The 23,051-nt window shown below is 60.8% G+C and carries 20 protein-coding genes; 9 read left to right on the top strand and 11 right to left on the bottom strand.

The features are described from left to right. The first annotated feature begins 58 nt into the window (after positions 1-58). Positions 59-985 (top strand): transaldolase, encoded by a 927-nt coding sequence (tal, locus tag CKW07_RS00750; protein ID WP_095143147.1) that lies wholly within the window; start codon positions 59-61, stop codon positions 983-985. Between the two features lie 128 nt (positions 986-1,113). Here the strand turns inward: tal and rssC are convergent, their stop codons facing one another. The 3 genes from rssC to CKW07_RS00735 form a co-directional block, all read right to left on the bottom strand. Continuing rightward, on the bottom strand, positions 1,114-1,596 hold the full coding sequence (gene rssC, locus CKW07_RS00745; RefSeq protein ID WP_095082307.1) for an anti-sigma factor antagonist RssC: 483 nt from the start codon (positions 1,594-1,596) through the stop codon (positions 1,114-1,116). Continuing rightward, positions 1,593-2,777, bottom strand: coding sequence for a two-component system response regulator RssB (gene rssB / locus CKW07_RS00740; protein ID WP_095082305.1), 1,185 nt, complete (start codon positions 2,775-2,777; stop codon positions 1,593-1,595). Before rssB ends, rssC begins: the two co-directional genes overlap by 4 nt. 479 nt (positions 2,778-3,256) lie before the next feature. Then, positions 3,257-3,946, bottom strand: a complete 690-nt coding sequence (locus tag CKW07_RS00735; RefSeq protein ID WP_095143146.1) for a VacJ family lipoprotein — start codon at positions 3,944-3,946, stop codon at positions 3,257-3,259. A 187-nt stretch (positions 3,947-4,133) separates the two neighbouring features. Between CKW07_RS00735 and CKW07_RS00730 the strand changes: the two genes are divergently transcribed. Next, entirely contained in the window at positions 4,134-4,754 is a 621-nt protein-coding gene (locus CKW07_RS00730; RefSeq protein WP_095143145.1) for a phosphatase, read from the top strand. Between the two features lie 123 nt (positions 4,755-4,877). Further along, positions 4,878-5,141, top strand: a complete 264-nt coding sequence (locus CKW07_RS00725) for a DUF4404 family protein (RefSeq protein ID WP_095143144.1) — start codon at positions 4,878-4,880, stop codon at positions 5,139-5,141. Between the two features lie 186 nt (positions 5,142-5,327). Here CKW07_RS00725 and queF read toward each other — a convergent pair whose 3' ends face one another. Together queF and CKW07_RS00715 are read right to left on the bottom strand one after the other, a co-directional pair. Then, positions 5,328-6,158 (bottom strand): NADPH-dependent 7-cyano-7-deazaguanine reductase QueF, encoded by an 831-nt coding sequence (queF, locus tag CKW07_RS00720; RefSeq protein ID WP_095143143.1) that lies wholly within the window; start codon positions 6,156-6,158, stop codon positions 5,328-5,330. 61 nt (positions 6,159-6,219) lie between these two features. Further along, positions 6,220-6,771 (bottom strand): plastocyanin/azurin family copper-binding protein, encoded by a 552-nt coding sequence (locus CKW07_RS00715; protein ID WP_095143142.1) that lies wholly within the window; start codon positions 6,769-6,771, stop codon positions 6,220-6,222. 155 nt (positions 6,772-6,926) lie between these two features. On the opposite strand from CKW07_RS00715, the gene CKW07_RS00710 reads away from it, so the two are divergent. The 3 genes from CKW07_RS00710 to CKW07_RS00700 all read left to right on the top strand — a co-directional run bounded on the left by CKW07_RS00710 (position 6,927) and on the right by CKW07_RS00700 (position 10,250). Beyond that, complete coding sequence (locus CKW07_RS00710) at positions 6,927-7,607, top strand: heavy metal response regulator transcription factor (protein WP_095143141.1); 681 nt, start codon at positions 6,927-6,929, stop codon at positions 7,605-7,607. Next, positions 7,607-8,965, top strand: coding sequence for a heavy metal sensor histidine kinase (locus CKW07_RS00705; RefSeq protein ID WP_095143140.1), 1,359 nt, complete (start codon positions 7,607-7,609; stop codon positions 8,963-8,965). Before CKW07_RS00710 ends, CKW07_RS00705 begins: the two co-directional genes overlap by 1 nt. Before the next feature lie 115 nt (positions 8,966-9,080). Further along, positions 9,081-10,250 carry an IS4 family transposase gene (locus CKW07_RS00700; RefSeq protein ID WP_095143139.1) on the top strand — a complete coding sequence of 390 codons (1,170 nt, stop codon included), beginning with the start codon at positions 9,081-9,083 and terminating at the stop codon, positions 10,248-10,250. A gap of 49 nt (positions 10,251-10,299) precedes the next feature. On the opposite strand, the gene CKW07_RS00695 is transcribed toward CKW07_RS00700, so the two are convergent. From CKW07_RS00695 to CKW07_RS00685, 3 genes are all read right to left on the bottom strand, one after another. Continuing rightward, on the bottom strand, positions 10,300-11,544 hold the full coding sequence (locus CKW07_RS00695; RefSeq protein ID WP_095143138.1) for a lipoprotein-releasing ABC transporter permease subunit: 1,245 nt from the start codon (positions 11,542-11,544) through the stop codon (positions 10,300-10,302). Between the two features lie 63 nt (positions 11,545-11,607). Beyond that, positions 11,608-12,291 (bottom strand): lipoprotein-releasing ABC transporter ATP-binding protein LolD, encoded by a 684-nt coding sequence (gene lolD / locus CKW07_RS00690; protein ID WP_176465248.1) that lies wholly within the window; start codon positions 12,289-12,291, stop codon positions 11,608-11,610. Positions 12,292-12,298: 7 nt separating this feature from the next. After that, positions 12,299-13,549: a lipoprotein-releasing ABC transporter permease subunit gene (locus CKW07_RS00685; RefSeq protein WP_095143136.1), complete on the bottom strand. Its 1,251-nt coding sequence runs from the start codon at positions 13,547-13,549 to the stop codon at positions 12,299-12,301. 94 nt (positions 13,550-13,643) lie between these two features. On the opposite strand from CKW07_RS00685, the gene CKW07_RS00680 reads away from it, so the two are divergent. Together CKW07_RS00680 and CKW07_RS00675 are read left to right on the top strand one after the other, a co-directional pair. Further along, entirely contained in the window at positions 13,644-14,228 is a 585-nt protein-coding gene (locus CKW07_RS00680) for a PilZ domain-containing protein (protein WP_095143135.1), read from the top strand. Positions 14,229-14,241: 13 nt separating this feature from the next. Further along, positions 14,242-14,964, top strand: a complete 723-nt coding sequence (locus CKW07_RS00675; RefSeq protein WP_095082289.1) for a glycerophosphodiester phosphodiesterase family protein — start codon at positions 14,242-14,244, stop codon at positions 14,962-14,964. A gap of 42 nt (positions 14,965-15,006) precedes the next feature. On the opposite strand, the gene sthA is transcribed toward CKW07_RS00675, so the two are convergent. The 3 genes from sthA to CKW07_RS00660 all read right to left on the bottom strand — a co-directional run bounded on the left by sthA (position 15,007) and on the right by CKW07_RS00660 (position 19,240). Then, a complete protein-coding gene (gene sthA / locus CKW07_RS00670) occupies positions 15,007-16,401 on the bottom strand; it encodes a Si-specific NAD(P)(+) transhydrogenase (RefSeq protein ID WP_095143134.1) in 1,395 nt (464 codons plus the stop codon). A gap of 210 nt (positions 16,402-16,611) precedes the next feature. Further along, positions 16,612-17,556, bottom strand: a complete 945-nt coding sequence (locus tag CKW07_RS00665) for an FAD:protein FMN transferase (protein WP_371850635.1) — start codon at positions 17,554-17,556, stop codon at positions 16,612-16,614. Positions 17,557-17,776: 220 nt separating this feature from the next. Beyond that, positions 17,777-19,240 (bottom strand): glyceraldehyde-3-phosphate dehydrogenase, encoded by a 1,464-nt coding sequence (locus tag CKW07_RS00660; protein WP_095082285.1) that lies wholly within the window; start codon positions 19,238-19,240, stop codon positions 17,777-17,779. Positions 19,241-19,594: 354 nt separating this feature from the next. Between CKW07_RS00660 and mfd the strand changes: the two genes are divergently transcribed. Beyond that, a complete protein-coding gene (mfd, locus tag CKW07_RS00655; RefSeq protein ID WP_095143133.1) occupies positions 19,595-23,044 on the top strand; it encodes a transcription-repair coupling factor in 3,450 nt (1,149 codons plus the stop codon). The last annotated feature ends 7 nt before the right edge of the window (positions 23,045-23,051 follow it).

Genomic DNA, 23,051 nt, shown 5'->3' with positions numbered 1-23,051 from the left:
CTTGAGTGGCTGTCAGCGCTCGGGTAATGTCAACAGACCCACAGGATAGAGCACGCTCATGACTTCCAAGCTGGAACAACTCAAACAAATCACCACCGTCGTGGCCGATACCGGCGACTTCGAGGCTATCGCCCGCGTTAAACCGGTGGATGCCACCACCAACCCGTCCCTGCTGCTCAAGGCGGCCGCCATTCCTGCTTATGCCGAGCTGCTGAACGCCTGCGTCCATGACTGCAAGGGCGATGTCGGCCTGGCCAGTGACCGCTTTGCTGTTGCGGTGGGCCAGGAGATTCTGAAAGTGATTCCGGGGCGTGTTTCCACCGAAGTGGATGCGCGCCTGTCGTTCGACACCGACGCGATGCTCAAACGCGCGCACCGCCTGATCGAGCTGTACGACAAGGCCGGCATTGGCCGCGACCGCGTGCTGATCAAGATCGCCTCCACCTGGGAAGGCATTCGCGCCGCCGAGCAACTGGAAAAGGAAGGCATCCAGACCAACCTGACCCTGCTGTTCTCCTTCGCCCAGGCGATTGCCTGTGCCGAGGCCGGTGTATTCCTGATTTCGCCGTTCGTGGGCCGCATCTACGACTGGTACAAAAAGGCCAACGGCAACGACTACACCGGCGCCGATGATCCGGGCGTGCAGTCGGTGACGCGCATCTACAACTACTACAAGGCCAATGACTACAAGACCGTGGTCATGGGCGCGAGCTTCCGCAACCTCAATCAAATCGAGCAACTGGCCGGCTGTGATCGCCTGACCATCAGCCCGGACCTGATCGAGAAGCTGGCGGCCGACACCGGCAAGCTGGAACGCAAGCTGGCACCAGGCCACGCCGGTGAAGCGCGCCAGAGCCTGACCGAAGCGCAGTTCCGCTGGGCATCGAATGAAGACGCGATGGCGACCGAGAAGCTGGCCGAAGGCATTCGCCAGTTCGCGCGGGACCAGGAGAAGCTGGAGGCGCTGTTGCAGGCCAAGTTGTGATTCAGGCCTAGCCAGTGCAAAAAGGGCGAACCCTCACAGGTTCGCCCTTTTTTGTACGCTGATTTTGGGTCTGCTTCGCAGCCCAGCGGGAGCAAGCTCCCTCGCCACAGGCACTCAGTTATCTGAGATCAGTGACGCTCCAGGGCATTCACCAGGTCGTGGAACGCTTCGCGGTTGGAGTCGTTCAGGCCCATCAGGATCTTGTGTGCCTCAAGCACCTTGATCCGCACCACTTCTTCGGACTGGTCCTGGTCTGGCAGGTCGGTCAGGCACTCAGGGCATGGCACTGGGCGGTCAACGATGTTGAACACCTGCTCGAAGCCCATGGACTCCAACAGACGGGTGATGTCTTCGTGGGTGGTGACGACCGTCGGCAGCAGGCCGACCTTTTGCCGCGACATGATCGACAGCTTGGCCAGCAGGCCCAGCGTGGTGCTGTCGATGCTGCGGGTTTCGGTCAGATCGATCACGATCGCATTGAAATTCAACGCGGTGAAGATCCGCTCTATAGTCGCATCCAACGCCGAACACAGGGTCAGGCGAACTTCACCGACGAACTTCAGGACGAAGGTGCCGTCCTGCTCGGCGAACTGGATTCTACCGGTACTCATTGAAGATTCCTGCTCAACACTAACAGGGCGATATCATCCGGCATCTCCCCTAGCGTGGCCAATCCAAAAACCTGCCGCAGACCGTCCAGGCTGCCGCCCGCCGATCTTACCCGTTGCGGCAAGGCGGCTTCTTTTTCTTTGAGTGTGGGTTCTGGCAAAAGGTCCAGAATACCGTCGGACATCAGCGTCAGGCTGAACACCGGCGGCAGCTTGATGACGTGGTCTTCGTAGGTGGCTTCGTTGAACAAGCCCACCGGCAGACCGCGACCCTCGAGATAACCCACGCTGTCTGGCGTGTACAACACTGGCAACGGCAGGTGTCCGCCGATGCTATAGGTCAACAAACCGGTCTCCTCGTCGATGACGCCACCGACCATCGTGACATGTTTGCCCAGCTTACAGCTGATCAGGCCCCGGTTGATATGGCCGAGGACTTCTGAAGGGGTGAATTCCGGCAAGGTGCCATTACGCTTTGATTCAAACAGCAAGCGCGTGGTCATGAATTTCAGCAGCACCGTGACGAATGCCGAGGACGCGCCGTGCCCCGAAACGTCCGCCAGGTAGAAGGCTACCCGACGTTCGTCGACCCTGAAGTAGTCGACAAAATCGCCCGACAGGTACAGCGATGGAATGATCTGGTGGGCAAACTTGAACTCGTCGATCGCCCAAGGGCTGACCGGCAGCATGTTCATCTGCACCTGACGCCCGGCGTTCTGGTCTTCCTGCAACAGGTTGAGGCTGGCTTCGAGCTCGCGATTGGCGGTTTCGAGCTTGGTGCGATAGCGCTGGTTTTCCACCAGCAGTCGCGCGCGGTCCAGCGCCCGGCGTACCGAGTGCTCAAGCACGGCCAGGTCTTCCAGCGGCTTGATCAGGTAATCCGCCGCGCCCAGGCGCAAGGCTTCGACCGCGTCGTTCATCACGCCGGCACCGGATACCACGATCACCGGGGTTTGCGGCGAAAGGTCGGTCACCTGACGAATGAGTTCGAGCCCGCCCATCTGCGGCATGCGCAGATCGCAGATCACGAGATCGGGTTGATTTTGCTCGAATACCGCGAGCCCCTGCTGGCCATTGCTGGCCTGAAGGACGCTGAACCCACTGTCTTCCAAATAGGCCGCGAGACTCGCGCGCACTACTTCGTCGTCATCGATTATCAGCAGCGTGGCACTGGTTTTTTGCATGTGGGCAAACGGCGCCAGAATTAGGTTGGCGTAGCTGGCGGGGCAATTGGCCCGGCACACACTACTGGATTCGCTTTCTAGCCTCTCTGTTGCACTGCTTTCGAGCATTTGCCCTACACACGTGTTCATCAGAGGTGCCCTTCTAAGGCGCAGACGGTACTCCCATCCGCGAGGTGTTTCAAGCTTGCGCCGATGGTCATCCGGCGTCTTTGCGTCGCAAATCACCGGGAGTTATAAGAACAGCTAAATCCGCGACACAATGGAAGGATCGTACCCATGAGCCAAACCGGTCGTGGCTACCGTGAAAAGCGCGATTTCATCCGTCTTCGGATGGATACGGATATAACAGGGCCCCGAAGGCCGAAACCGAAGTGGCAGGGTTCAAGCGGAACAATACCGGCGACTTCACGACGAATTGAACAACGATCCAGACAAAGAAGGCGGCCATCAGGCCGCCTTCCTGTCATGCCGGAGTCGATTCAGAAATCGTCTTCAACCTGGCCGTCCTTGACCTTGAATTCACGGTTTTGCAGGTAGGCATTACGAATGAACACGTACTTGTCGCCGCTGATCAGCTTCTCGCTCGACAACAGGCTGGCGCGGGTGTCGATCACGTCCATGCCGATCGCCATGTTGCGCGCCGGAACGTCGTTCATGTAGCGGTAAGGCTGGGCATAGCCGTCGATGTACTTGGACGGCGCATCACGCAGTGTGCTCGGACCGAAGAACGGCAGCATCACGTAAGGACCGCTGGGCGTGCCCCAATAGCCCAGGGTCTGACCGAAGTCTTCGTCGTTGCGTTGCAGGCCCATCTTGGTGCCCACATCGAAAAAGCCGGCCAGGCCCAGGGTGGTGTTGAGCATCAGGCGCGCAGTGTCGACACCCGCGGCATGTGGCTTGGCCTGCAGGATGTCGTTGGCCAGGTTGCCGACGTCACCGATGTTGCGGTACATATTGTGAATGCCGTCTTCAAGGAACTGCGGCGTGATGAATTGGTAACCCTGTGCCAAAGGCTTGAGGGCATAGGTGTCCAGCACATCGTTGAAGGTGTAGATGGGGCGGTTGATGCTTTCCCAAGGGTCTTCTTCGGTGGCCGCCTGGGCAGCGAACGGGACCAGCAAAACGCCGGCAAACACACATACTCGAGCCAGGCAATTGCTCCAGCGCATAGACGCAAACTCCTTGGTTGGTACTGGCCCTGGTCGCAAAACCCGGGCAATAAGCCGCCTAGTATAAGACGGATGCCCGCTTTCAGGGAAATCACCTACAACTCATCAGCCTATAATCAGGCCCTTTTTTGTCACTCAACTGTCACTCTGCTGCCTTAACCTCTCTGATTATTTCAGGGATGTAATAATGCCCCACGCTCAGACAGTCCCACACCCCATCCCCCACCCCACCGCCATACTCTTCGGCCTGAGCGGCTGCCTGGTGGATTTCGGCGCCCGCACCCGACACGACGGCGCCAACTGCACCCGGCACGCACAACCAACACCTGGGGCCGAGCAAGCGCTGCTCTCCCTGCAACTGCAAGGCATTCCCTGTGCCTGGCTCGAGGAGTTGCCTCCCAGACAAAGCCAGGCACTGGCCGTCTCGCTGCCGGACTGGATCATTGCCAGCCCGCGCACCCCGAGCGTCGGCCAGTGGCCCGCTCCCGATGCCTGTTGGCAAGCCCTGATGACGCTCAATATCGATCGCCTGGACGGTTGCGTGCTGGTCAGCGGTGAACCGCGCCTGTTGCAATCGGGCCTCAACGCCGGACTCTGGACCATCGGCCTGGCGTCCTGCGGTTCATTGTGCGGGCTGGCACCGAACGAATGGCATGCCCTGAGCCAGCAGGAACGCGAACTCAAACGTGGCAAGGCGACCCTGCAACTGTTCGGCCTGGGCGTGCACTCGGTCATCGATCACCTGGGCGAACTCGACACCTGCCTGTCGGACATCGGCCTGCGTCGACGCAAGGGCGAGAAGCCCTGATCGGTCATTGTTGATCAAGATCATGCACTTCGCTCGCCAGTGGATTAATCTAAAGGCCAGACGTAGACCTTTGATCCACGCTTGCGGTCTATGCCAGTGCCTATCGATAAAAGGAAAGACGTCATGCCTGCCCGCGAACTGCAAGAACAACTCACTACCCTGCGCGAGCAACTGGAACAGAACCCTCCACTGTCCGAATCCGAGCGCGCCAACCTGCATGAACTGATGCAACAGATTGAACTCAAGCTTGAGCTCGAAACCAAGACCCAGGACGCCAGCCTCGCCGACGGCGTCAACCTGGCCGTCGAACGCTTCGAACTCGAACACCCCACACTTGCCGCAACCCTGCGCAACATCGGGCAAGCGTTGGGCAATATGGGTATCTGAACCCGCCAAATGCAAAAAAGCCCTGCTGGCGATAGCAGGGCTTTTTCATTTCTGCGTTTGACAATGCAATCCCTTGTGGGAGCGAGCTTGCTCCGGGCGGCGTTCCGACGAAGAGGTCATCACATTCAACATCAATGGTGACTGGCACTCCGCCTTCGCGAGCAAGCCCGCTCCCACATTAGATCTTTATTGACGGACCAGACGATGGTTCGGCAGTTGCACGTCCTCGGTACTGCGATACGGGTTGATGTCCAGCCCGCCACGGCGCACATAACGCGCATACACCGTGAGTTTTTCCGGCTTCAACAAGCGCTGCAGGTCAAGGAAGATCCGCTCCACGCACTGCTCGTGGAAATCCGAGTGCTGGCGGAAACTCACCAGATAGGCCAACAGGCTGGCGTGATCCAGTGCCGCGCCACGGTACTCCACCGCCACGCTGCCCCAGTCCGGCTGGCTGGTGACCGGGCAGTTGGATTTGAGCAGATGGCTGTGCACGCTCTCTTCAACGATACGCGAAGCATCACAACGCAGCAGTTCCGGGCGCGGATGCTCGTAGTTGCTGACACTGATATCCAGGTCATCGATACACACGCCCGGCAAGGCCACGACACCCTCGGCCTGCACCTCGTCCAGACGACGAATGCGCACGCCCACCGGCTTACCAGCGGCGGCCGACAGGTCGGTCGCCAATGTGGCTTGCAGTGTCTGGGTGTCGACGAACGGCGTCTGGTTCAGCGAGTTCAGGTACAGCTTGAAGGACTTGGACTCAATGATATTCGGTGAGTCCGCCGGAATACTGAACTCGCCAATGGCCACCACCGGCTTGCCCGATGGCAGCAGCCAGGACAGTTCAAAGCAGTTCCAGAAATCCACGCCCTTGTACGGCAGGGTGTCGGCCGTCAGGCCTAGCTCGGCCCATTTCGCGGTGCGCGGGATCGGGAACAGCAAGGACGGCGTGTAGGTGGCGATGTATTCGCTGGACTTGCCCAGCGGCGAGTGTTCGGCTGCGGGATGCATGGCGGAAACCTGACTGAAGAATCAGCCGATTCTATCAGCCTTTGCTCCCGCCTTTGAGTGCTTACTGACTGACCGTCAGTTTGCCGACCATACCGGCCTGATAATGGCCGGGAACATTGCAGGCAAATTCCAGGCTACCGGCCTTGCTGAAGGTCCAGGTCAGCTCGACGGTCTTGCCCGGCTCTACCAGCACGCTATTGGGGTCGTCATGCTTCATCGCGCCATGGTCCATGCCAGCCATCGAGCCGTGCCCCATGGCGGCGTGATCCATCGGCGCTGCGGTGGTTTTCATCGCGGTCGGGGTGAGCATGCCGCTTTGCTGCATTTTCAGCATTTCGGCCTGATGCTGGGCATGCATGGTCACGTCGCCCAGGTTGAACTCGTGCAGCAACTGGCCTTTATTGATCAGCACAAAACGCACGGTCTCGCCCGCCTTGATCTGCAGGGCCTTGGGGTTGAACGACATATCGCCCATGACGATTTCAACGGTGCGCGTGGCCTTCGCCGCCGGGGCCGGCGTGCCGAACCCGTAGGTCTGTGCCGGCGCGGCAAATACCGGAAAACTCAACACCAGCAAGCAGCCAGCCAGTACCAGTCGATTACGCAAAAACATGATTACACTCCAACAAGATGAGGTTCAGCCTGTGGGAAACTCTAGTGTCCCGCCGCTGCCAAGCAGCTGACAAGCAGATTACAACTTTGTAAGGTTGGGCTGATCGACCGCCCGCCACGGTATAACGCACCCGTGCCATCCCACTCGAGTCGCCCATGAAACTGCTGATCGTCGAAGACCAACCGAAAACCGGCCACTACTTGCGCCAGGGCCTGGCCGAGGCCGGCTTCAACGCCGAACTGGTGGCCGATGGCAATACCGGCCAGCATCTGGCCCTGACCGGCGATTACTCATTGCTGATTCTCGACGTGATGCTGCCCGGCCGCGACGGTTGGCAGATCCTGCAAGCCGTGCGCAGCGCTGGCCTGGAGATTCCGGTGCTATTCCTCACCGCGCGGGACGCGGTGGAAGACCGGGTCCACGGCCTGGAGCTGGGCGCCGACGATTACCTGGTCAAACCCTTTGCCTTCTCCGAACTGCTGGCCCGGGTGCGCAGCCTGTTGCGTCGCGGCAGCGCCACGCCGCAGGAAACCAGCCTGCAACTGGCCGACTTGCGCCTGGACCTGATTCGCCGCCGGGTCGAGCGCAGCGGCCAGCGTATCGACCTGACCGCCAAGGAGTTCGCCCTGCTGGAAATGCTCCTGCGCCGCCAGGGCGAAGTGCTGCCCAAATCGCTGATCGCTTCCCAGGTCTGGGACATGAATTTCGACAGCGACACCAACGTGATTGAAGTGGCGATCCGGCGCCTGCGCTTGAAGATCGACGATGACTTCCCGAACAAGTTGATTCATACCGTGCGCGGCATGGGCTATGTGCTTGAAGAGCGGCCAGCCTGATGCGCCGCCTGTCCCTGGGCACGCGCCTGGCCCTGCTGTTTGCCGCCTGCACCGCAGTGGTTTCGCTGTTTGCCGGCGTCCTGTTCAGCCGCGCCAGCGAAGCACATTTCATTGAACTCGACCAGCAACTGCTCGACGGCAAGCTGATCGCCCTGCGCAGTGCACTGCAGGGCGCCGACGATCCCGTACTGTTTGCCGAGCGCAAAACACAATTGCAGGATGAGATGAGCCACCAGACCGACCTGGCGTTGCGCGTGCGTGGCGCCGACGGCGGCCTATGGTTCGACAGCAGCCCGAACCTGCCCACCGACCTGCCCGCCCAGCCCGGCCTCCATACCGTGCAAAGCGCGGGCACGGCCTACCGGGTCTACAGCGTGCCGCTGCAGCCAGAACAGGCCGACTCCGCACAACTGACACTGTTGCTCGACATCACCCACCATCAGCACTTCCTGCAACGCATGCAGCACTTGATCTGGCTGACGGTGAGCCTCTGCGCGCTGGCCACTGCACTGCTCGGCGCCTGGGCCGCGCGCAGCGGGCTGCGGCCGTTGCGGCGCATGAGTGAAGTCGCCGCCGGCGTCTCCGCCAGCTCCCTGACCCAGCGCCTGCCTGAAGACCAGATGCCCGCCGAGCTTGCGGAACTGGCCCACACGTTCAACGCCATGCTCGGCAGGCTCGATGATTCGTTCCAGCGGCTGTCGGCGTTTTCCGCCGACATTGCCCATGAGCTACGCACGCCGCTGTCGAACCTGCTGACCCACACCCAAGTCACCCTGACCCGCCCCCGGGGCCTGGAAGACTATCGCGAAGCCCTGCACAGCAACCTCGAAGAACTGCAATGGATGGCGCAACTGGTCAATGACATGCTGTACCTGGCCAAGGCCGACCACGGCTTATTGATGCCCAAGCGTGAACCGCTGCAACTGGGCGATGAGGCGGATCTGCTGCTGGAGTATTACGCGCCGCTGGCCGAAGACGCGCAGGTCCGCCTGACCCGCCACGGTGACGCGCCCATCCGAGGCGACCGCAGCATGCTGCGCCGCGCCCTCTCCAACCTGCTGGACAACGCACTGCGCTTTACCCCGCCACAGGGCGCGGTTGAGGTACGGATTGTCGATGGCGACAAGGGACTGCAGCTGAGTATCGAAAACTCCGGGGAAGGCATTCCCGAAGCCTTGTTGCCGCGCCTGTTCGACCGCTTCTATCGCGCCGACCCGGCGCGCCGTGAAGGCAGCAGTGAACATGCCGGGCTGGGACTGGCGATTACCCAGTCGATCATCCGCGCCCATGGCGGAACGATTCGTTGCGAATCAGGCCCAGGCTGGACGCGGTTTGTGATGGAGTTGCCCCGCACCTGATCGTTCCCACGCGGAGCGTCACTAGTGTCCGGTAAAAACCGAAGGGGGAGCTTGCTCCCCCTTGCTGTTGGCGGCCTTCGGTCATAATCGGATCTTTCAGACTCGATTTCGACTCATGTTTTCCAGCACCCGCTTAGGCCAACTGCTCAGTGCGATCCCGCGCCCGTACTTCCAGCAATCCATCGAAACGCATCGGGCTGATCACTACGTCAAACGCTGTACGTCCTGGCAACTGTTGGTGACATTGATCAGCGGCCATCTGACCCAAGCCTTGAGCCTGCGGTCCCTGGCGACTTTCTCCGAGACTCTGGCTGCGCATAGCTACCATCTGCAGGCCGGTCCCATTGCTCGCTCGACACTGTCGGATGCCTTGAACAAGCGTGACTACCGGCCGTTTCAGGACCTTTGCGAACTCCTGTTACGCGGCGTCAGTCACCAGCAGCGCAAGGCAGTCGGCGCCATGGTCAGCTTAATTGACTCCACGTCCATTACCTTGCGCGGACCTCACTTCGATGATTGGACTGCCGCGACGAAAACCCGCATTACACAAGGTCTCAAAGTGCATGTAGGGCTGGATCTGGCGCAGTTGGCCCCGGTCTACGTGAACATTACTCACGCCAACGTCAACGACCTGAGTGACGCGTTGGACATGCCGATTCAGGCCGGCATGACCTACGTCTTTGACAAGGGCTACTGCGATTACAACTGGTGGCACCAGTTGCAAACCAAGGGGGCTCTGTTCGTTACCCGGTTGAAGAAAAACGCCAATATCAAGGTGCTGCACGAGCACTCAAATGTGGCTGAGCACAGCGTGGTCATGACCGATGAAGTCATACGGTTCGGCAAAAAGCACCTAGGCGGCAAACGTCTGAATGACTACTGGGAAGAGCCGGTAAGGCGTGTCGTGGTTGCACGCGAGGGGCATGCAACGCCGCTGATCCTGGTGACCAACGACTTCGCGAGAACCGCTGAAGAAATCGCTGATTTGTACAAAGATCGTTGGAAAATCGAGCTGTTTTTCAAGTGGATCAAGCAACATCTGAAACTCAAACGCTTCTATGCCTTCTCCGAAAACGCCGTGCGCCTACAGATCTACAGTGCCTTGATCAGCTACCTGCTGTTGCACCTTTTCCAGCGCCGCTCAGGGTTTCCCGGCTCGTTATTTGAACTGACGGTTCGCATCGCTCATGTCCTGCATGAACGGCCTGCTACCCAAGAATTCAAAGACCGACGAAGGCAGGAGCGAGAAAAGCTGAAGGCTGCCCAAGGCAGCCTTCAGCTATGACACATGTTTACCGGACACTAGTGACGCGGGAGCGTGGGATCGATCAGCCTTACGAATAACGCAACGCGTTCGCCGGTTCGGTTTTCGCCGCACGCCAGGCCGGGTAAAGGGTGGCCAGGAAGCTCAGGATAAAACCGGCCGAGCAGATCAACACCACATCGGCGCCCTGCAACTCCGAGGGCAGGTTGCTGACGAAATACACGTCGGAGCTGAAGATGTGCTGGCCGCTCACCCGCTCCACCCAGCCCACCAGCGCACTCACGTTCAGCGCCGCGAGCACCCCAAGGGCGCCGCCGATCAGCGTCCCGACGACACCGATCACCGTGCCCTGCACCATGAAGATCGCCATGATCTGCCGCGGCGTGGCGCCGATGGTGCGCAGGATCGCAATGTCCGCGCCCTTGTCGTTCACCACCATGATCAGGGTGGCGATGATGTTGAACGCCGCCACGGCCACGATCATCAGCAGCAACAGGCCGATCATGGTCTTTTCCATTTTCATCGCGCTGAACAGGCTGCCCTGGGTATGGGTCCAGTCATCGGCCTTGTAGGCGCTGCCCAGGCTTGCCGCGATATCGCTCGACACCTTGGGCGCGGCATACAGGTCTGTCACCGCCAGGCGCACGCTCTGCACCTGATTCGGCTCCCAGCGCTGCATTTGCGCGGCGTCGGCGACATGGATCAGGGCCATCGAACCGTCCAGCTCGGCACCGACCTTGAACACCCCCACCACGTTCAACCGCTGCATGCGCGGCGTGATCCCACCCGGTGCGGTGCTGACCTCCGGCACGATCAGGGTAATCCTGTCACCGACGTTCAAGCGAAAGCGCCGTGCGGTGATTTCACCCAGCACCACGCCGAACTCGCCAGGCTTCAAGGCATCTAGACGGCCCTGCACAATGTGCTGGGCGACGATGGACACCTTGCCTTCCTGAGCCGGATCAATGCCACTGATCTGGATCGGCTGCATCGACCCCTTGTAGGACAGCATGCCTTCCATTTCGGTGAACGGTACGGCGGCGGTCACTTGCGGATTTTTCATCGCGGCCGCTGCCACCGGCTGCCAGTCGTCGATCGGCTTGACCCCGACGATAGTGGCGTGGGGCACCATGCCGAGGATGCGCGAACTCATTTCGCGCTGGAAGCCGTTCATCACCGACAGCACCACGATCATCGCCAGCACGCCCAGGGCGAGGCCGATCATCGAGGTCATCGAGATAAACGAAACAAAGCGATTGCGGCGCTTGGCGCGGGTATAGCGCGTGCCGATAAAGATCGATAACGGTCTGAACATTCGCTGGGGCACCGTATAAAAATAAAAGACCCGGTGCCGCTTCAGGCACCGGGTTTCAACCCATCAGATGGGCGTCAGAAAACCTTCCTGCAAGTGCAGGACACGGTCCATCTGGCGCGCCAGGTTCATGTCGTGGGTCACCACCAGGAACGCCGTGCGCATCGAGGTGCTGAGTTCCAGCATCAAGTCCTGGATGCCCTGGGCCGTGTGGGAGTCGAGGTTGCCGGTGGGCTCGTCGAGCATCACCAACCCGGGGTTGTTCACCAGGGCACGGGCAATGGCCACGCGCTGACGCTCGCCGCCGGACAGTTCGGCCGGCTTGTGCTCCAGGCGATGGCTCAGGCCCACCCGCTCCAGCAACGCCGTGGCGCGCTGACGGGCCTCCGGGATCGCGGTGCGGCCGATCAACAGCGGCATGCAGACGTTTTCCAGGGCGGTGAACTCAGGCAGCAGGTGGTGGAACTGGTAGACGAAACCCAGGGAGCGGTTGCGCAGCAGGCCACGTTTCTTTTCGTTCAGCGCCGACAGTTCTTCGCCGGCCAGCCAGACGCTGCCCTCGGTTGGCGTGTCGAGACCGCCCAGCAGGTTGAGCAAGGTACTCTTGCCCGACCCCGAAGTGCCCACGATCGCTGCGCGTTCGCCCGGATGCAGCTCCAGCTGCAAACCGTTCAGCACCACCACCGACTCCGGGCCTTCCTCGTAGGACTTGCCCAGGTTGCGGCAACTCAAGATTGCTTTATCACTCATGCCCGACTCACTCATAACGTAGCGCCTCCGCCGGCTGGGTGCGCGCAGCACGCCAGGCTGGATACAGGGTGGCGAGGAAACTCAGGACCAACGCCGCGCCGCAGACCATCAACACATCCCGGGCCTGCAACTGCGAAGGCAGGTAGTCGATGAAGTACACGTCAGCGTTAAGGAATTTGTGCCCGATCAGGCTCTCGAGGGCGGCGATCGCGGCGCTGACATTCAGCGCGGCAAACATGCCGACCACCGCGCCGATCGCCGTGCCAACCACGCCGATCACCGTGCCCTGGACCATGAAGATCGCCATGATCTGCCCCGGCGTGGAGCCCAGGGTACGCAGGATCGCGATGTCGCCCTTCTTGTCATTGACCACCATCACCAGCGTGGAAATGATGTTGAACGCCGCCACGGCAACGATCAGCAGCAACAACAGGCCGATCATGGCTTTTTCCATGCGAATGGCCTGATAGAGGTTGCCGTGGGTGCGGGTCCAGTCACGGGCATAGAAACGGTCGTCACCCAGTTGCTGGGCGATGCTCCACGCCGTGCGCGGCGCCTGGAACAGGTCGTCGAACTTCAGGCGCAAGCCCTGGATCTGGTCCGGCTTCCAGCGATGCAGTTTCGACAGGTCCTGCAGGTTGGTAACCCCCAGGTAGCCGTCGATCTCGCCGGCGCCGACGTGGAAGATGCCGACCACGGTAAAGCGCTTCATGCGCGGGAACATCCCGGCCGGCGTCACCGTGACCTCGGGGGCGACGAAGGTCAGCTTGTCGCCGACACCCACGCCCAGCTTGGCCGCGGCCTTGTCACCGATCACGATGCCGAAGCTGCCCGGGGACAGGTCGTCGAGTTTGCCCTGCTGCATGAAGTTGTCGATGATCGACACCTGCCGCTCCAGCGCAGGATCAATGCCATTGAGCAACACCTTGGAGACCTGGCCGTTGTTGGTCAGCAACCCCTGCATCTGGGTGAACGGCGCAACGGCCAGCACCTGCGGATTCTGCTTGACCTTGGCGGCCAGGCCTTGCCAGTCGTTGATGGCTTCACCGGATTCGATGGTCGCATGGGGCACCATGCCCAGCACGCGGGTGCGCATCTCATGATCGAAGCCGTTCATGACCGACAGCACCACGATCATCACGACCACGCCAAGGGCGAGCCCGATCATCGAAGTCAGGGAAATGAATGACACAAAATGATTGCGACGCTTTGCACGGGTATAACGCGTGCCGATAAATACGAAGAGTGGTCTGAACATGTCGGGGCTTGTTCGGAGGGAAAAGGAACGTCCTTGTGGCGGGGGTCGATAACCAGCTTTACACTCAGACCACCGCCGCTACCATGGGTTCGCCATGTCGACATTAGATGAAGAAGATCGCCGCGAATACTACCGTATCGAGGACATGATCGCACTGGAAATTCAGCCCCTGTCCGGCCCCGAAGCCGCAGGCCAGGAAGTGTTGCAGGATGCTTCCCCGCTGTTCAATCTGCTCAGCGAACTGCACCTGAGCGAATTCGAGTCGCAACACTTGCTGCGCCAGATCACTGAGCGCGACCGAAACACTGCGGCGTACCTGAAAGTGCTGAACAAACGCATCGACCTGCTCAGTCAGGTGGTCGCCCAAACCGTGCTCGGTAAGTTCGATGAGCCGCAGCGCGTGGTGCTGTCGGAAGGCGGTATCGAGTTCGAGCACCACCTCCCCTACCCGGCCGGCAGCCATCTGGCGATCAAGCTGTTGTTGATGCCGCAAGCGCTGGGCCTGTTGTTGCGAGCCAAGGTCACTCACTGTGAACCGGAGAGTTTCGGTACCTTCGCGATCGGCACCGAGTTCCAATACCTGACCGATGCCCAGCGACAATTGCTGGCCCGCTATATCTTGCAGCGACAGGCCCAAGAACGACGCCTGGCACGCGAGCACACCGAATCCGGCAATTAATTAAGGAACAACCGTGACCCTCATCTATGGCCACCGCGGCGCCAAAGGCGAAGCACCGGAAAACACCCTGAGCAGTTTCCAGCAATGCCTCAAGCACGGCGTGCGCCGTTGCGAACTGGACCTGCACCTGTCCATGGACGGCGAGTTGATGGTCATCCACGACCCGACACTCAAGCGCACCACCGACCGTCGCGGCAAGGTGGTCGAGCATACAGCGGCAGAGCTGGTGACCTACGACGCACGCAAGGGCGGCCCGGGCTGGATCAAGCCCTGCCCGATCCCGACGCTGGAGACGCTGTTCGAGCAATGCGATTTCGAGCACTGGCAACTGGAAGTCAAAAGCGCCTCACGCACCCGCGCCGCCACCACGGTACTGGCGATTCGCGAAATGGCGCAGCGTTTCGGCCTGCTGGACAAGGTGACGATCACCTCGAGCTCACGGGAAGTGCTCAAGGCCGCACTGGACCTAGTGCCGGATGTGTCGCGCGGACTGGTGGCCGAATACGCCTGGCTCGACCCGCTGAAGGTCGCGCAGGGTTATGGCTGCGAGATGCTGGCGCTGAACTGGACCCTGTGTACGCCGGAACGCCTGGAGAAGGCGCAGCGCCAGGGGCTGCATGTCTCGGTGTGGACAGTCAACGAACCCGCGCTGATGCGCAGGCTCGCTGATTTCGGCGTTGACAGCCTGATTACAGACTTTCCCGGTTTGGCCACTGCCACCCTCGAGAATTGCTGAAATCGGTCTCCCCGGCCGGCTCAGGCCACCGGCCGGAGCCGCTCAAAAAAGCCGGTTGAGGCCGTCGTATGCCGCTACCCGATAGGCTTCGGCCATGGTCGGGTAGTTGAACGTGGTGTTGACGAAGTACTTCAGGGTGTTCAGGTCGCCCGGCTGGTTCATGATCGCCTGGCCGATGTGCACGATCTCCGACGCCTGATAACCGAAGCAGTGCACGCCCAGCACTTCCAGGGTCTCGCGGTGGAACAGGATCTTCAGCATGCCTTGCGGCTCGCCGGCGATCTGCGCACGCGCCATGCTCTTGAAGAACGCCTTGCCGACTTCGTACGGCACCTTGGCCTGGGTCAGCTCCTGCTCGTTCTTGCCGATCGAGCTGATCTCCGGAATGGTGTAGATCCCGGTCGGCACGTCGTTGACGAAGCGCCAGCTGCCGTTGTCGACGATGCTGCCAGCGGCCGAACGGCCCTGGTCATGGGCAGCACTGGCCAGGCTCGGCCAGCCGATCACATCACCGGCACCATAGATATTCTGGATACAGGTGCGATAGTTTTCGTCGACTTCGATCTGGCCACGACTGTTGACCTTCACCCCGATGTTTTCCAGACCCAACTGGTCGGTGTTGCCGGTACGGCCGTTGCACCAGAGCAAGGCGTCGGCCTTGATCTTCTTGCCGGACTTGAGGTGCAGGATCACACCGTTGTCCACGCCTTCAACGTGATCGTAATCCTCGTTATGGCGCACAGTGATGTTGTTGTTGCTGAAGTGGTAGCTCAGGGCCTGGGAGATTTCCGAGTCCAGGAAGCTCAGCAACTGGCCACGGTTGTCCACCAGTTCAACCAGCACACCCAGGCCACTGAAGATCGAGGCGTATTCGCAACCGATCACACCGGCGCCGTAAACGATGAGTTTGCGCGGGGTGTGGCCGAGGCTGAGGATGGTGTCGCTATCGTAGATACGCGGGTGGTGAAAATCGATATCGGCCGGGCGGTATGGGCGCGAGCCAGTGGCGATGATGATGTGCTTGGCCACCAGTTTTTCGACCACGCCGTTGGCGCAGACCACTTCGATGGTTTGCTCGTCAGCGAAACTGCCGGTGCCGAAGAACACGTCAATCCGATTGCGCGCGTAGTAACCGGTGCGCGAGGCGACCTGCTTGGAGATGACTTTCTCGGCGCTCTTGAGCACGTCCGGGAACGAGAACCAGCGCGGCTCACCAATGGCCCGGAACATCGGGTTGGTGTTGAACTGCATGATCTGCCGGACCGAGTGACGCAATGCCTTGGACGGGATGGTGCCCAGGTGAGTGCAGTTGCCGCCGACCTGGCGACGGCTGTCAACCATCGCCACCTTGCGTCCTGCCTTGGCGGCGTTCATTGCCGCGCCTTCTCCCGCCGGGCCGGAACCCAACACCACCACGTCGTAGTTGTAGACAGCCATGCGTACTCCTCAGAACAGGCCGCGGCACCCCGTTGGCACCCGCGGCTAAATCATGCCGACGGCGCGGCATGAAGGAACAATTTGGGGTCAGTCGAAAACCCAGGAACAGTCTATAGATGCGTCAACGCCGCGCACATTAACCCTTGGTAGCGTCGTAGGCTAGTTTTGCCTGCACTACAACGCCAGCAATCCTTGCGATCGGGGCCGTGTTCACTGGGTTTTTCCGGCACTCAGGCGATCAAAAGCCTGACTGGTAGATGTGACGAAGCCTGTATCGGTACGCATCACAAAAAATGCAGCGATCTGGCTCCTTTGCGCATAATCCCGGCCGCGCTCGGGCCCCAGAATCAGCAACAGCGTTGACAAGCCATCGGCCATCAACGCCTGAGGATGAATCACCGTCACCGACGCCAGGTCATGCAAGACCGGTCTGCCGGTACGGGCATCGAAGGTGTGGGAGTAGCGGCGCCCGTCCTGCTCGAAATAGTTGCGGTAGTCACCGGACGTCGATACACCGTAACCGTCGATGGCGATGATCCGCTCGGCCACTTGCCTGTCATCCCGAGGTTCTTCCAGGGCGATGCGCCATGGCGAGCCGTCGAGCTTCTTGCCGACCGCCTTGAGTTCGCCGGTGACTTCAGCCAGGTAGCTATGAATGCCGGCGGCTTCGAGCTGTGCCGCAATGCGATCCACCGCGTAACCGGCGGCGATGCTGTTGAAGTCGACCTCGACCGCAGCATCCTTGCACAACTGATCGCCATCGATGCGCAGGTGCCCATGACCGACTCGCTGCCGTGCCTCGGCGAGCGCTTCGGCGGTCGGGACTTTTTCCTCGCGGGCTTGCGGGCCAAACCCCCAGAGATTGAGCAACGGCTCGACCGTCAAATCGAAGGAGCCTTCACTTTGCACAGACAAATCCTCGCCAACGCGAACCAACTCAAGGATTGGCACAGGCATAGGCTGACAACGGTTGGCGGGTAATGCGTTGAAGCGCTCGATGTCCGAGTCGCTGCGGTAGGTCGACATTTGCCGGTCGACTTCGGCGAGGATTTTCTCGACTTCCACTTGAACGTCCGCCGGAGCGGGTAATCCAGCGTGACGGGCGTACTTGATCGAATAGGTGCTGCCCATGGTCGGGCCGCCGAAGCTTTCCATGGAGTCGCCAGCACCGCAGCCAGACAGGGCAACGAACAACACCAGAAAAGAACCCTTGCGCCCACTCAACAAAACCGTCTCCCCCGATGCTCCGCCCTGACACAACGCCAAGGCCGGGTATTATGCGATAGAACGGTAGGAGCGGGCTTGCTCACTCCTACAAACCGCACAAACAAAAACGCCCCGACAGGGTCGGGGCGTCTTCATGTGCGGCTAAGGCTTAGCGCGGGAATGCTGGCGGGTTTACACCGGCCATGTCTTCCATCACGCGAACCACCTGGCAGCTGTAACCGAATTCGTTGTCGTACCAAACGTACAGAACAACGCGGTTGTCTTGGGTGATGGTTGCTTCAGCGTCGACAACGCCTGCGTGGCGCGAGCCAACGAAGTCGGTGGAAACCACTTCCTGGGAGCTGACGTAGTCGATCTGCTTGTGCAGATCCGAGTGCATGGCCATCTGGCGCAGGTACTCGTTGATCTCTTCGCGAGTGGTAGCCTTTTCCAGGTTCAGGTTCAGGATAGCCATCGACACGTTTGGTGTAGGAACGCGAATCGCGTTGCCGGTCAGCTTGCCCTTGAGCACTGGCAGCGCCTTGGCGGCTGCGGTGGCGGCACCCGTCTCGGTGATCACCATGTTCAGCGGCGCGGAGCGGCCACGACGGCTGCCCTTGTGGAAGTTGTCGATCAGGTTCTGGTCGTTGGTGAACGAGTGAACGGTTTCGACATGGCCATTGACGATGCCGTACTTGTCGTTGACTGCCTTGAGCACCGGCACGATGGCGTTGGTGGTGCAGGAAGCCGCCGAGATGATCTTGTCGTCAGGGGTGATGTCGCCATGGTTGATGCCATGCACGATGTTCTTCAGCGCGCCCTTGCCAGGTGCGGTGAGGATCACGCGGGCAGCGCCCGGGCAAGCCAGGTGCTGGCTCAGGCCGTCAGCGTCACGCCATACACCGGTGTTGTCGACGATCAGCGCGTTTTCGATGCCGTACTGGGTGTAGTCGACTTCGCTCGGGCCCTTGGCGTAGATAACCTGGATCAGGTTGCCGTTGGCGGTGATGGTGTTGTTGGCTTCATCAATGGTGATGGTGCCATCGAACGGACCATGAACCGAGTCGCGACGCAGCAGGCTGGCACGCTTGACCAGATCGTTCTCGGCGCCCTTGCGGACAACGATGGCGCGCAGACGCAGGCCATCGCCACCACCGGTTTTCTCGATCAGGATGCGCGCCAGCAGACGGCCGATACGACCGAAACCGTACAGGACAACGTCGGTGCCTTTACGGGCGGAAGCGTTCTGCTGGCCAACCACGTCGGCCATCTCGTCACGGACGAACTGCTCGGCAGTACGGCCATTGCCTTCGGCCTTGAACTTGGCCGCCAGCTTGCCCAGGTCTACCGAAGCGGCGCCGAGCTTGAGCTCGCTCATCGCTTTGAGCAGCGGGAATGTTTCGTGGACGGACAGCTCGCTTTCGTCGGACTGACGGTGACGAGCAAAGCGGTGAGCTTTGAGAATCGCAATGACTGAACGATTGATCAGGCTGCGGCCATAGATCGAGCTCACCACGTTGTTATTGCGGTAGAGCTGACCGATAAGCGGAATCATCGCTTCTGCGAGTGCTTCACGGTCGATCCATTCACCAAGACACTGGTCGGGCTTCTGAGTCACGGGAACCTTCCACATGTAGGGGCAGAAAAAAGGGGCTACATTATGCCGCCGAGTGACTCGTGTAGCAATGCGCGCCTGTCGTTCGAGCAGTAACAAAATCTCTTGCAAAAAAAACACGCCCTGCGCCAGCCCAGTAAAACCGGGGCTTTCAGCGCCGTCAAATAATCGACGACAGCGCAGTCATGTCTGTAACCCTCCGTAACACACCCCCGTTTCGGCACTACATATCCGGCAAAACACCCGCCGTTTTTGTCATTACCACTACATTTTTCGCACCCCACGTAGATAGACACAGTCTGCAACTGACAGCCGGCACCCGAGGCCGCTACAATTGACGACTTTGTCGCAACGCTTGGAGCTCAACCTTCCGTGCCCGTTCTGCGTCTACCGCTTCTCCCTGCCGCGGCAGGTAAACAGCACTGGGGCAACCTGCCCGGTGCCGCCCTGAGCCTGGCCATTGCCGAGGCCGCCAGCGCTGCCAAGCGCTTCACCCTGCTACTGACGGCCGACAGCCAAAGCGCTGAACGGCTGGAACAGGAGCTGAGTTTCTTCGCCCCCGATTTGCCGGTACTGCATTTCCCGGACTGGGAAACACTTCCTTACGATCTTTTTTCGCCCCACCAGGACATCATCTCCCAGCGCATCGCCAGCCTCTATCGGTTGCCCGAGCTGAGTCACGGCGTTCTGGTTGTGCCGATCACTACCGCCCTGCATCGCTTGGCGCCGACCAAATTCCTGCTTGGCAGCAGCCTGGTGCTGGACATTGGCCAGAAGCTCGACGTCGAGCACATGCGCACACGCCTTGAGGCCACCGGCTATCGCTATGTCGATACCGTGTACGAGCACGGCGAGTTCACGGTGCGCGGCTCGCTGATCGACCTGTTTCCGATGGGCAGCAAGCTGCCTTATCGCATCGACCTGTTCGACGACGAAATCGAAACCCTACGCACCTTCGACCCGGAGAACCAACGCTCCATCGACAAGGTCGATTCGGTCAAGCTGCTGCCGGCGCGCGAGTTTCCGTTGCAAAAGGATGCGGTGACCCGCTTCAAGGCGCGCTTTCGCGAGCGCTTCGATGTCGACTTCCGCCGCTGCCCGATCTTCCAGGACCTGAGCAGCGGGATCACACCTGCCGGCATCGAGTACTACCTGCCGCTGTTCTTCGACGAAACCTCGACGCTGTTCGACTACCTGCCCCAGGATACCCAGGTGTTCTCCCTGCCCGGTATCGAGCAGGCGGCCGAGAACTTCTGGAACGACGTGCGCAACCGCTATGAAGAGCGCCGCATCGATCCGTCCCGTCCTTTATTGCCGCCCGCCGAGCTGTTCCTGCCGGTGGAAGACTGCTTTGCCCGCCTCAAGAACTGGCCGCGAGTGGTCGCCAGCCAGCAGGACGTCGAAACCGGTATCGGTCGTGAACGCTTCCCGGCCCAGTCGCTGCCGAACCTGGCCATCGAGGCCAAGGCCAATCAGCCGCTGGAAGCACTGGCGAACTTCCTCGACGGGTTCTCCGGGCGCGTGCTGTTTACCGCCGAGTCGGCCGGTCGCCGCGAAGTCCTGCTGGAATTGCTGGAACGCCTGAAGCTGCGGCCGAAGACCGTCGACAGCTGGCCGGACTTCGTCGCCAGCAAGGAACGCCTGGCCATCACCATCGCGCCACTGGACGAAGGCCTGCTACTGGACGATCCAGCCCTGGCGCTGGTTGCCGAGAGCCCGCTGTTCGGTCAGCGCGTGATGCAGCGTCGTCGCCGCGAGAAACGCGCCGATGCCAACAACGATGCGGTGATCAAGAACCTCACCGAACTGCGCGAAGGCGCGCCGGTGGTGCACATCGATCACGGCGTTGGCCGCTACCTGGGCCTGGCGACCCTGGAAATCGAACACCAGGCCGCCGAGTTCCTGACCCTCGAATACGCCGAGGGCGCCAAGCTGTACGTGCCGGTGGCCAACCTGCATCTGATCGCCCGCTACACCGGCAGCGATGACGCCCTGGCACCATTGCACCGACTGGGCTCCGAGACCTGGCAGAAGGCCAAGCGCAAGGCCGCCGAACAAGTGCGCGACGTGGCCGCCGAGCTGCTCGATATCTATGCTCGCCGCGCCGCTCGCGAAGGCTATGCCTTCGCCGACCCGAAGGCCGACTACGCCACGTTCAGCGCCGGCTTCCCGTTTGAAGAAACGCCGGACCAGCAAACCACCATCGAAGCGGTGCGCGAAGACATGCTCGCGCCCAGGCCGATGGACCGCCTGGTCTGCGGCGACGTCGGATTCGGCAAGACCGAAGTGGCGATGCGCGCGGCCTTCATCGCCGTGCACGGCGGTCGCCAGGTGGCGATCCTGGTGCCCACCACCCTGCTCGCCCAACAGCACTACAACAGCTTCCGCGACCGCTTTGCCGACTGGCCGGTGACCGTGGAAGTAATGAGCCGCTTCAAGTCGACCAAGGAAGTGAATGCCGCAGTGGCGGATCTGGCCGAAGGCAAGATCGACATCGTCATCGGCACCCACAAGCTGCTGCAAGACGATGTGAAGATCAAAAACCTCGGCCTGGTGATCATCGACGAAGAACACCGCTTCGGTGTCCGCCAGAAAGAACAGCTCAAGGCCCTGCGCAGCGAAGTCGACATCCTGACTCTGACCGCCACGCCGATTCCGCGCACGCTGAACATGGCGGTCTCGGGCATGCGCGACCTGTCGATCATCGCCACCCCACCGGCCCGTCGCCTGTCGGTGCGCACCTTCGTCATGGAGCAGAACAAGAGCACGGTCAAAGAAGCCCTGCTCCGTGAGCTGCTGCGCGGCGGCCAGGTCTACTACCTGCACAACGATGTGAAAACCATCGAGAAGTGCGCCGCCGACCTCGCCGAACTGGTGCCCGAGGCGCGGATCGCCATCGGCCACGGGCAGATGCGCGAACGCGAGCTCGAACAGGTGATGAGCGACTTCTATCACAAGCGCTTCAACGTGCTGATCGCCTCGACCATCATCGAGACCGGCATCGACGTGCCGAGCGCCAACACCATCATCATCGAGCGTGCCGACAAGTTCGGCCTGGCGCAGTTGCACCAGTTGCGCGGCCGGGTCGGTCGCAGTCACCACCAGGCCTACGCCTACCTGCTCACGCCACCGCGCCAGCAAATCACCCCGGACGCGGAAAAACGCCTGGAAGCCATCGCCAACACCCAGGACCTCGGCGCGGGCTTTGTGCTCGCCACCAATGACCTGGAAATCCGTGGCGCCGGCGAACTGCTGGGTGACGGCCAGAGCGGGCAGATCCAGGCGGTGGGCTTCACCCTGTACATGGAAATGCTCGAGCGCGCGGTGAAATCGATCCGCAAGGGCGAACAACCGAACCTCGATCAACCCCTCGGTGGCGGACCGGAAATCAACCTGCGCTTGCCGGCACTGATTCCCGAGGACTACCTGCCGGACGTGCATGCCCGCCTGATTCTCTACAAACGCATCGCCTCGGCCACCGACGAGGACGGCCTCAAGGACCTGCAAGTGGAGATGATCGACCGCTTTGGCCTGCTGCCGGAGCCGACCAAGAACCTGGTGCGGATCACCGCCCTGAAATTGCAGGCCGAGAAGCTGGGCATCAAGAAAGTCGACGGCGGTCCGCAAGGCGGCCGCATCGAGTTCAGTGCGCAAACGCCGGTCGATCCACTGACGCTGATCAAACTGATCCAGGGCCAGCCCAAACGCTACAAGTTCGAAGGCGCGACCCTGTTCAAGTTCATGGTGCCCATGGAAAGCCCGCAAGAGCGCTTTAATACTGTAGAGGCGCTGCTTGAGCACCTCATCCCGAAAACTGCTTGAAGGACGC

Origin of the sequence: Pseudomonas sp. Irchel s3b6 (genome assembly GCF_900187415.1) — a bacterium.
Taxonomy (GTDB): Bacteria; Pseudomonadota; Gammaproteobacteria; order Pseudomonadales; family Pseudomonadaceae; genus Aquipseudomonas.
This window is presented reverse-complemented; position numbering and strand designations above follow the sequence as displayed.